This window comes from Paenarthrobacter sp. CM16, assembly GCF_013179505.1.
Lineage (GTDB): Bacteria > Actinomycetota > Actinomycetes > Actinomycetales > Micrococcaceae > Arthrobacter.
In genome coordinates this window covers 1-10552 of sequence record NZ_JABMCX010000169.1, presented here as the reverse complement: position 1 = coordinate 10552, position 10552 = coordinate 1, and the positions used below count along the sequence as shown (strand labels likewise).

Annotated in this window: 9 protein-coding genes; 5 read left to right on the top strand and 4 right to left on the bottom strand. The window is 56.0% G+C overall.

What is annotated here, in order from left to right:
• The 3 genes from HP499_RS15130 to HP499_RS15120 form a co-directional block, all read right to left on the bottom strand.
• Positions 1–693, bottom strand: a 693-nt coding sequence (locus tag HP499_RS15130; RefSeq protein WP_216660031.1) for a hypothetical protein, incomplete at its 3' end; no start/stop codon positions are given.
• A 6-nt stretch (positions 694–699) separates the two neighbouring features.
• On the bottom strand, positions 700–1146 hold the full coding sequence (locus HP499_RS15125; RefSeq protein ID WP_172325008.1) for a hypothetical protein: 447 nt from the start codon (positions 1144–1146) through the stop codon (positions 700–702).
• Entirely contained in the window at positions 1143–1592 is a 450-nt protein-coding gene (locus tag HP499_RS15120) for a hypothetical protein (protein ID WP_172325006.1), read from the bottom strand. Before HP499_RS15120 ends, HP499_RS15125 begins: the two co-directional genes overlap by 4 nt.
• Before the next feature lie 617 nt (positions 1593–2209).
• Between HP499_RS15120 and HP499_RS15115 the strand changes: the two genes are divergently transcribed.
• The 4 genes from HP499_RS15115 to HP499_RS15100 all read left to right on the top strand — a co-directional run bounded on the left by HP499_RS15115 (position 2210) and on the right by HP499_RS15100 (position 7613).
• Positions 2210–2440, top strand: coding sequence for a hypothetical protein (locus HP499_RS15115; RefSeq protein WP_243753352.1), 231 nt, complete (start codon positions 2210–2212; stop codon positions 2438–2440).
• A 210-nt stretch (positions 2441–2650) separates the two neighbouring features.
• Positions 2651–4492 carry a MarR family transcriptional regulator gene (locus HP499_RS15110; RefSeq protein WP_375154256.1) on the top strand — a complete coding sequence of 614 codons (1842 nt, stop codon included), beginning with the start codon at positions 2651–2653 and terminating at the stop codon, positions 4490–4492.
• A gap of 2168 nt (positions 4493–6660) precedes the next feature.
• Entirely contained in the window at positions 6661–7293 is a 633-nt protein-coding gene (locus HP499_RS15105; RefSeq protein WP_159736797.1) for an AAA family ATPase, read from the top strand.
• Positions 7293–7613: a hypothetical protein gene (locus HP499_RS15100; RefSeq protein WP_159736796.1), complete on the top strand. Its 321-nt coding sequence runs from the start codon at positions 7293–7295 to the stop codon at positions 7611–7613. The genes HP499_RS15105 and HP499_RS15100 overlap by 1 nt, the downstream gene beginning before the upstream one ends.
• Before the next feature lie 569 nt (positions 7614–8182).
• On the opposite strand, the gene HP499_RS15095 is transcribed toward HP499_RS15100, so the two are convergent.
• Entirely contained in the window at positions 8183–8941 is a 759-nt protein-coding gene (locus tag HP499_RS15095; RefSeq protein WP_172325004.1) for a phospholipase D-like domain-containing protein, read from the bottom strand.
• A gap of 181 nt (positions 8942–9122) precedes the next feature.
• Between HP499_RS15095 and HP499_RS15090 the strand changes: the two genes are divergently transcribed.
• The gene (locus HP499_RS15090) at positions 9123–10112 is read left to right on the top strand and encodes a hypothetical protein (RefSeq protein WP_172325002.1); all 990 of its coding nucleotides are present in this window, start codon (positions 9123–9125) and stop codon (positions 10110–10112) included.
• The last annotated feature ends 440 nt before the right edge of the window (positions 10113–10552 follow it).

The following is a 10552-nucleotide window of genomic DNA, read 5'->3' as shown; positions in this document are numbered from 1 at the left end:
CCAGAGACGCAATCTGGGCAGCTGCTTCGACAGGAAGAGAATCAACCATCCCGCGGCGGTCACTGAAAGGCCTACATAGAAAAGACGGTCAAACCAGGCACCGATATCCCGGGCTAGGGCGTCCCAGGGCGAGAAATAGAACAGCACCACGTATGTGATGTGGCACGAAACGGCGACCGCAACCACCAGCAGGCCCGCTGAAAATGTGGCGTACAGTCCCTTGGCTTTGTGCCGAAGCATGTAGATGATCCTGAGGACGGTGAACAACAGCGCGAGCATGTACATGCCGCTGTACACGGCGGTAGCGAGCTGGTCCATGCGGGTATCGATGAAGTCCGCGGCCGTTGGAGCCTTGTCCTGGATCAGGGTGAAGCCGACAACCATGATGGGAATGCTCAGCAACGGCGCGTAGTAGGTCCATCTGACTATGGGTACGTTCGCCAGACGCCGCACGCTGTCGTTGAAGAAGAAGATTGCCAGGAGCGCGAAGACGGCTTGGAGCAGGTTCGTCACATTGATGCCGCCGAGGTAGCGGTCAATATCCTCCAACGGTGTAACCGTTCCCAAAACATAGAGTGCCGCGAGCCCGAAGATCGATGCCACCCACGAGGCGCGGGATTCCGCGACCTTGACCACCGAGGGGATCCGAAGGAGGCATAGGGCGCTCAGCAGTGCAAAGAGCAACAGTTTCATGGTTTATCAGAGGAAAGGATCAAGATCGGACGAGCTGCGTGAACGCGTCTTCTTTGACATCTCGAACGCGAAATCCTCCACCCACCGCTCGACAGGGTGATTCGGAACCGACCGGCAGGTGATGCTAATCGCGTCCGCGGTTTCCCTCAGCATCTCTCCAGAGAGATCCGGCAGGGCAACGGCTACCTGAAGGCTCTCCAGGTAGATGTGTCCGAGCTCGTGATAGATGCAGTGGAGCTTGTACTGCTGGGACTTCTGCGGGGGGAAGTACACGTTGATGCGATCTTCGAATTCGGCCTTGAATGCCGTCAGGGAACCCCAGGACTCGTTGTACTCGATGAGATTGATCGGTTTCTCGCAGATCACGGTCAAGCGTTCGACGACTTCCTTCATCGACGTCGTGCCGTCACCGCACAACTCCCGAACCTTGTCCTGAACAGGTGGGAGGGTCATTCATCCTCACCGTTCATCGACGAGTCGATAATCCTCGTGATCATCCGCAGTGTTTCCGGCGACGTCGCGCCCAGGTTTCTCGCAGCGAAGTTCTTCACCTTGAGCTTGCGCATCTGCACAAGGAACTCCATCCGCGCTTCCACCTCGGGAGGAGTCTCACTGTTGAGATCAACGAGATAGCTGGCCGGCACACCAAAAACGAACTCTGAAATGCCCCTCAGAAGTTCCTGATCGGTCACCAAGCTGCCAGTGCCATTGATCAAATATGACCACCGTGTCCGCGACAGATGGATCCCGTTGGCAGAAAGTGCTTCCTCGACGTGATTGTACGTAAGCGCGGCGTTGTTGTCGGCCTCCCAGATATCCACCAGGATGCCCATACGATCCGCCAGGCGCTCCTTCTTCTGCTGTTGCGTAAGGAACACGCTACGACCCCCATTTGCCATCTCTAAGCTCCTTCAGCCAAAGGTCAGCTGCTTGCGATGCGACCGCTATAGAGCAGGCGGGACAGCCGACACAAAATTTTACCTGATGACATTCGTAGCGTATAGGCCATGAGTTAGAACTGAGTTGTACATGTGCGAAGCCCGTAGGTAGGCTGTCCCGTACTTGATTTCTTGGGGGAATCAAGTCGCCACATGCCGCGGGATGTGAACGTCTGCAACTTGTCTGAAGCCGGGTTAGGGTGATGCGAACATGGACCTATCAAAGCGTTTGCGGACGCTTGAAATTAGATATGCCACGCTCAGCCCCCCTTTTCTGTCCCAGGGCTCCGCGGCGACACGCCCAATGCGGGTCTGCATCGCATGTTGTCCATAATCGGGCGCGCTGACGCTGCACGGAGACCTCCATGCAGATGGCTCCGCCATTAGACCCTGTTTCTGTTTCAACACGCCGGAGGGTGTTTCTGTTTCAATGCCACTGCCGGAAGGCGCGCGATGGTAGTTTCAGTTTCAGAGAAGGCCGGTTGTATAGCAGCCGCCTACTTAGGGCCAGGTGGCACTTGGTTCGACCAATCTATTGAAGTAGCGGCGGCCTCCGCAGCCGAGTTCAAAGGACAGGGATGATGGCTCCAGTTACACGTACAGGCAGACGCTCCAAAGGCGACCGCAAATTCGTCGGATTCCGCATCGCAACACCTAAAGCGGATGCAATGGACCAGATTGCAAAGGCAGAGGGCTACCAGTACGTAAGCGACTGGCTGTCAGATTTGGTTGAAGAACGCCTGGCCAATACCAAGCTGCACGCAGTTCCCCAGCAGGAGGAGTTCCCGCTTGGGCGCTTAGCCTCATAACGAGGAAGGCCCGCACTAGGCGGGCCTTCGAAGCTAGTGACTTACATTCTGGATTGCTTCCCGGCGCTCAGACTGTAAGTCGTGAAGGTTGATCTTTTCAGATTCACCTTTGTCTTGCTATAAAACCGGTCTTGGCGGGCCGGCCCTTTGTTGTCCCTCTGACAGGACCTCCTCGAAAGGATTGCTCTCATCGTACAACAGCACGCTCGCGTGCTGCCAGCAGTCGTACCCGCTGGCGTGTCTCGCGACCATTCCCCGACCGCTGACGCCGCGCAGGCGTGGGCCTCACTGGCGCCTCTTCTCGCAGGTCAACCCCGTATTCGCATATCCCGAGACGGCGGTAAGACCTATCCCCAAAAGCACGAGCGCGCTCTGACTGAGACGCTCCCCACGTTTCCTGCGGCAGTTCGGATCTTCGGGAAAGACGGCAGCTGCTCTGCCCTCTTCCTTGATTTCGACTCCTCTATTGCAGGTATCGACTGGGTGGAAGCAGACGTGAAGTCCCTCCAATCGTGGCTGCACAGCTGTGGCGCTCGGTGGATTGAAGATCACTCGCCCAATGGCGGCCGACACGTCTACATACCACTGGAGAAAAGGGTTTCCTTTTCAGAGGCACGCGATGTTGTCGAGGCACTCGGCTCTCGCTACCGGACATTGGATAAGTCTCCGCACCAGAACCTTCTTCACGGTTGCATGCGCACACCAGGATCACCTCATAAGCGCGGCGGCCACCAGGTACTCGCCATGAGCCTCAGCATGGCGTACGACATTGCAAAACGCCCAAACACGGTTCGGGTCTGGGACTCAATACGCCAAGACTTGAGCGATGAAATCGCCAGTGTACGGGCCCTGAGGCTGGAACAGCCGCTTTCCTGGGAAAACAGAGACCCGGACGCACCACAGACGATCGGACGGATGTCCAGGCCAATGCAGCAGATGGCGCTGTCGGGTCTGTACGACGCGAACCGGTACGCCTCGGACTCGGAAGCCCGTCAGGCTGTCCTGACCGCAGCGGCCGCCGCTGGAATGAAACTTGTCGAGGTTCAACGACGGTTCCTCCAGGGCGTCTGGCCCGGACTCGCATCGTTCTACGCCCGCTACGCTTCCCATCACCGGCTCCCCTCCCTGAAGCGGGACTGGAACAACGCGATCGACTACCTACGAAAAAACCAAGGCTCAAGGACTGGGAATAACAATGCCCGCAAATCCCCCACAAGCCAGCCAAATACACAGCCCCTGCTAGGAACACCCTCAAACCCAGATTCAAGTAGCGAGCACCGCTACCTGCGCTCTTGGAGAAGCGCCCTGTCCCTGAGAGAGCCTGTATACGCCAGCTCCCGCACCGGCCTGGCACGTCGGATGGTGTTAAGAGCGTTGGGCGCGGCCGCCCACATGACAGCGTCTCGATTTGTTGAGTTTGGTGATCGATCAATCGCCGTGGCGACTGGACTGGATCACACAACTGTGGGCGCTCACTTGCGGGCTTTGCGTGCTGAGAATGACCCACTGGTGACGTTGGTAGAACATGGCCGGGGAACTAAAGGTGATCTGTACATGCTGACGATCCCCGAAGGACTTCGCTCAGCAGCAGAGGATCTAACCTGGCGAAAGGGAAAGATTCATTCGCTCAGGCCGGTTTTCAGGGAGCTGGGTTTGCCGGCGGCGTTCGTTTATGAAGCCTTGGAGAGCACGCCAGGGCTAACAACCACGGAATTGGTCGCTCAGACAAAGCTGTCCAGAACCGCCGTTGGCGAAAGCCTCGAGGTCCTGGCAGCATGGAACATGATCTCAAGGAATGGCGCCCGATCCTGGTTGATCGTAGCTACGACCTCCCTCCAGGAGCTCGCAGAATGCTTTGGTGTGGTGGAAGCTGTAGCTGCCCAACTCCAGAGATACCGCATTGAACGAATAGTGTGGCGGGAGTGGCTTTCAAAGAACGTGAACACAGTAGCGGAGCTCCTCTCCCCCACAGATGATTACCCTTGGGAAGCCTTCGAGGGGCCACCTGATGAATGGACCCTAGCTGATATGGCCTTCACCAGAGGGGTGTAAGCAGCTGCCGGATGATCCTGGCAACTGAGAAAGACGGGGCTTCCTAAAGCATCGTAGTCGTCAAGTTTCATGCCACAGTTAGCGCCATAAGCCACATTGGAATGCTGCTATGAATCGCTCGGTCCAGGTTTCCGGAATACGAGTCGCTGACCTGCGAACTCACTTGGCGTAGAAGTAAGGTACCCGCCATCCGTACGGTCTTCCCGGCCACGGGTGACTGAGTCGGCCTTGCCTATGACGCCGCCGAACGGGCAAGCACTTCCCCATCCAGCCGGTACTGCTCGGTCACCGGCAGTAGCCTCAGCGCGTGTTCTATTGCTCGGGTGGAGCTGGGAAGTCTGCGCATGAAGGGTCGCGAGTGACATCCTCTAGTTTTTAGCCGACTGTCCAGGAGTCCTTGATGACTACCTTTGCTAGATCTGCCGTAACCGTCGCGAAGGCCGAGCCTGGCACGCTTGCCTGGACCGGTTCTTGCAGGTGCAGGTCGATGAAGCTGGCGTTTGCGACTCTGAGGTGGAAGAACGCTGGCTGCCCTCGACAATCACGCAGACTTTTTGTGTGCAGAGTGGGGAACACTGGGCAGTACCAAGTAGGTACGGCGTGTTTCGGCACGCTGCACAGCTAAGGCTAGCCGTGGACCGTCTTTCGGGAGCTGGTGTTAGGGTTTCCACCGCTCATGGGCTGATTGTCTGCTGACTTCTAGCGCGTGTCCGATTCGGGCCCATGAGACGCCCGCAGATCGCGCCGACTGTACTCCCCTGCTCACGCGTGCCTCTGCTGTCTTCAACACTCGGAATGCGGCCTGCAGTTCGGAAATTGCTGAAGCGGGAATTGCATGGGCTGTCCACTCAAGGTGCATGGTGTCCTCAACAGTGACGGATGGCACGGCCACACCAAGAAGGGGTACAAAAGCACGGCGCTTTGAAAGGCTAGCTTCTGAGGATGTCGGAACTCGTTTCCAGAAGGGACCGAACCAGCCGCAGGCACATAGTGAACGCCAGCCTACAACTCTGTCATCTGAGATAATCTCCTGGTCAGCGTGAACTGGATGTCGTGGGAAACTGCCCGAGATACCTTGAACCGAAGGGCTGCCCGTTCTAATGTCTCCTGTCATGCGCCCGTCTGGAGCAACGGCGCCTGGCCATCCTTCGTGAATCCCATCCTGCATATCCCAGTTCATACGTCTGCGCCCCTCTATGTTCCGGCGTGGTTTCGACTTTAGTCTGCCTCAGATGATGTCAGGAAATCCTGACATCAGAATTCTGCAGCAGCTCTTAGATCTGTCTTGGGTTGGGCAATTACTCGATCGGTGTAGGCGGGTAATTGCCGGCCATGGACCCGCTTCTGGACCTTCAACGGGAGTTGTGGACTGAAGGCGCAGCACCGGTAGCAGTTTGATACTAATTCAATATTGAAGTGATATCAGGTTGATGCAGGTACATGCCCTCTCCCCCATCGCTACCTTTGATTGTGCAGGCGAAGGTCCTGGCCATCCCGGCTACTGGGCCCTACCTGATACTAGTTTGAAAGTGATATCAAAATGCTATTGCGGTGGTACTGGTTTGATACCGACCTTCCTCTTGTTTCCTTGGTGTGGGGCCCATCGGAGGAGTATTGGACTACTAGCTTTTCGATAGTGCTTTGATAGCACTTTCAAAGTGCTAGCTGTTCCCTACCAAGGTCGGCAGTTGGGTGGCGACGGGAGGAGGTCCAGGGATCCCGGTTTGATAGCGGTTTGATAACACTTCGAAAGTGATATCAAACCGCTATCGGTGTGGTACTGGTTTGATACCGTCCCTCCTCTTGTTTCCTTGGTGTGGGGCCCATCGGAGGAGTATTGGACTACTAGCTTTTCGATAGTGCTTTGATAGCACTTTCAAAGTGCTAGCTGTTCCCTACCAAGGTCGGCAGTTGGGTGGCGACGGGAGGAGGTCCAGGGATCCCGGTCTGATAGCGGTTTGATAACACTTCGAAAGTGATATCAAACCGCTATCGGTGTGGTACTGGTTTGATATCGTCCCTCCTCTTGTTTCCTTGGTGTGGGGCCTCATCGGAGGAGTGCGGAACTACTCGGTTTCGATAGTGCTTTGATATCACTTTCGAAGTGATATCAAAGCACTAGCGTGTCAGTACTGGATTGATAGCTCCTCTCAGCTAGCGTGGAAGTCATGATCATTGTCGTTGGAAGCGAAAAGGGCGGGGTGGGTAAGTCCACAGTCGTCACTAACATGGCCGTGGAGCTCGCGAAACGCGGGATGCGTGTAGCGGTAGTGGACGGAGACCGCCAACGGTCTACTGCCCGCTGGGCCGTTGACCGCGAGGAGGCCGGTCACGAACCTCGCATCTTTGTCGTCGAAAAGCTGGGCAGTCTCCACGAGACGTTGCGAGAGCTCGACACGAGTTACGACATCGTTTTGGTCGATGTCGCAGGTAAAGATAGCAAAGAAATGCGTACAGCCATGACGGCTGCGCACCAGCTGTTGATTTTGACTCAGTCCAGTCAGTTTGACTTAGACACACTGGTGACGGTTGACCGACTAATCGAAACAGCACGCGACTTCAATCCATCCCTACGTGTTAGGGGAGCCCTGACGCGTGTATCAACAAATGCCTTTGAGTCAGAGAGCGCTGACGCAAGAGAGTATCTTGCCGATTACCCAAGCATCGAGCCACTCCAGACTGTTCTGTACGAGCGTAAGGCCTATCGCGACGTAGTAGGTGAGGGGTTAGGTGTCGTGGAATGGAAGAATCCCAAAGCTGCGCGAGAGATCCGCGGTTTAGTAGAGGAGTTGATCGGCTAATGGCGCTCAAAAAACGTTCCGCTTCGGAGAAAGCGCGGGAGGAAGCGATAGAAGCGTTTGGCAACGCAGCTGAACCTCTTCTGGCAGCGCCGGTCGCCAGAGACCAACGCATCACGCCTGTTCGACCAAGTTTCACACCTGAGCTTAGTGATATACGGGATAAGGAGCGCCCGAAAACGATGCTGCTCCGATTCGACAATGACCTGGATCTTGTGGAGCTCCTGTCAATGGTGGCAACCCTGGAGGGGCGAAAGAAGCACCCGATGGCGCTGAGAGCTCTGCGGATTGGACTTGAGCAGGTGCGAGACAGCTATGAGTAGAGAACGCTAGCTGTTTACTATCACTTCGATAGCGTTCACTGCCGACCAAAGGGTGCTCGATTGTCGGTAGGCCACCGCCGGTCCCGCACGGCCGGGAGTCGAATGTCGACAATTGAAGTCCGGCTGCACATGAAGTCAGGCGCCGGAACCTGAATATCTTGAAAAGAGGGGGACCGCATCGCGATCTGTGTCTTGGGCGTTACTTTCTGCATGCGAAGTGGCTCACGCCCTTCGGGGGATTTCAGGTCGGTGTAGGCCCGCAGATCGTTGTCTACAAAAGGTAATACTTCATGAGACAGGCTAGCCAGCGCTCTCTACAGCAGCGGCGGCCGTCGAAACTCCTCGAATACCGGGGATTTCACGCGCAGGAGGAGTCTCGTTTAGTCGTCTCGCCGTGAAGTGTCTCAGCAAAGGCGGGGGAGGGGCTTCTGAGCAAGAGCGAAATCTGCAACGGGCTATGGAACAGCGTCGCCAACAAGATTCCGGGTACGAACGCTAACCAAAGACTAGGGACGGCAGAAGTCGTGCACAGCACAAGCTGTGCACGACTTCTAGATCCGGCTGGATCGTTAGCTGCCTAGCCGGTACTGCGGGGTGACCCATTCCCTATACCAGTTCAGAGGCTCGGATAAGGCCGCTACTCGGGCGAACTCCTTTAGGTACTGCTCCGCTACGTCGACGTCATGGATTTCAACCGCATTTTCAAATGAGTTTCCACCATTTTTCGAGAAGTTGAACGACCCAGTCCAGACTGCTGAACCAACCATTCCGTTATCCGATTCGTCTACTCGAACAAGAAACTTGTGGTGCATCCTAGGTGCGGCAGCTCGCTTGTCAGCGTTGTGGTTGCCGACACAACTGATCGGATCCACGGAGGGGTCACCGGTATAGTTCATCATTCCGAAAGGGTAAGGGAACCTGTAGCGAGCGAAACCATTGGTTATTGCCCCGTAGCTTTTTCGGAGGGTTTGTCGCCAAGCATCCTTCTGCCCCTGGTCCGGGCGAAGGAAATCTTCCTTCTGGACGACGATCGCTGTGTCGACGTCGGATAGAGCTTCAAGGATGGAACTTGCGGTCAACCAAGCGACGCAACCAACAACAGCTTTCGAACCTCGAATGAAGTCGACAACTGGCTCGGTGAGGTCGCCGAAGTGCGTCGTGACGGAACCAGCTTTCGTTGACCGAGTCCGGTCGTTATCCCATTGACCTTCCTCTAGGTGCGGGTGTGCCAGATGTAGATCTTTGTCTGCGCCCTGCGGCGAAAATCTAAGATCAGGCAGCCATCGGTCCATTTCACGATCTCTTCGTTCAAGCCAGCCTTCAGTCATTGCATCCCCAAGTAGATCTCTGCTCAATAGGAAGCTTGATTTTGTCACACACAAACGAGTGTCAGGTGCGAGCCGGCCACACCAAAGTTGTGGGACCCTTGATCCGTGACAGAACAAGACTGGGATTGGCATTTCGGGCACAAACGCATCTGGGCTCGCATGGACGTCAGCGAGGGACCTAATGAAGCTGGCTGAAGCCTTGTTGTCCTATGCAAACTGGAATGCTCGCCGTGCCTGGGAGCAATTCCAAGATGGCGATCTGAACAAGAGGTTGGATGCGGCCGCCTCTGCAGGAATCGCGACTGAGCTACTTCTAAAATACTTGTTGGCCAGACAGTCCCCTGGCCTGTTGGCCGAACTCACCACGGGTGACAAACGGAGTGCTTTGTTGGCCCGGTTGACCTTCTCTTCAGAGAACTACACGAAGGACCTCGCTGACGTTCGCTCCTGTACGGCGGAAGACGCCTTTTACATCCATAAGGAGATAGAGGAGATACCCACGGTCCTCGCCTTGGACGAGTTCAAGGCGTTGATGACGGTGCGCAATGCTTCCTGTCATCTCGCTGCGGAAGCTCAGCGCAGTCAGATCGCAGAGGCGATCTACTCCCTAACCACAATGTATGAAAAGGCGCGAACAGCGATACCTGGGCTGGAGTGGCCCTTCACGAACTTGGAAAATTTCGTTGAGATTTTCCAGTATCAGCACCGGCAATCATCGGCCAGGCTCATCAAGGAAAAGATCAAGCTGCATGGAGATGGGGTCCGCTCCGGTGCGATAGTCATCTCCGACTCCGGAAAGCCTGACGATTTCCTCGCACTATGGGTTGCTGCAATCTTTGATGAGGACTACTCCTACGGGCTTCCCCGGCGCATCCCTCACAAGTGCGTGGCATGCAAATCACCTGATGGGCAACTCCTGTGCGAGGTGGAGCCTACGACGTTCTATAAACCTGATGACCCCGTTCAGGAACCGACGACATGGGCGCAGGGAGAAATCTGGATGCCATTGGCGTTCGCCTGTACGCGATGTGCACTCTGCTTGACTCCACGCGAGCTCCGGACGTTGGAGCTGGATAAGGATGGGTGGGCAGAAAATGCGACGAAACCCATCCCCCGACCCGGTAATTTCGAAGAAATACCCGAAGAGTTTCAAGTGAGCCAACGCGCCTGAGGACCTCTGCTGTTTGAGTGGTAACTACGTGACTGGAGGGATGTTGTGCCTCGAAGCCACGAAGAAATCCTCCGCGCACACGCCTCGCAAGCTCCTCGATAAGTACTTCGGGCTCCTCCCATGTGCAGGCCTGAAATGAGGTCGCCCGCCCCTGACTCTTCGAGGGCAAGACGCAAGTCGGCCCACGCATCTTCCAAGCCCCCCAGCCGCGCAGGCGACTTTCGCTCGGGGTGCGCCGTAGGGCGAACTGGAAGACTCAGCTCAGACGGTGTCGCGAGCTTCTCATCAAAGGATCCTTTGATAAGAACGGGGGACCTGGCTGGGGGTGACGATTCCATCTCGCGGAATTACCACACCTCATCTGTCCAAACAAAGTGTCTCACTGAGGTATTCTCAGGATCATTAACATCGGTCCTTTGATAAGACGGAGAAGTGATGGC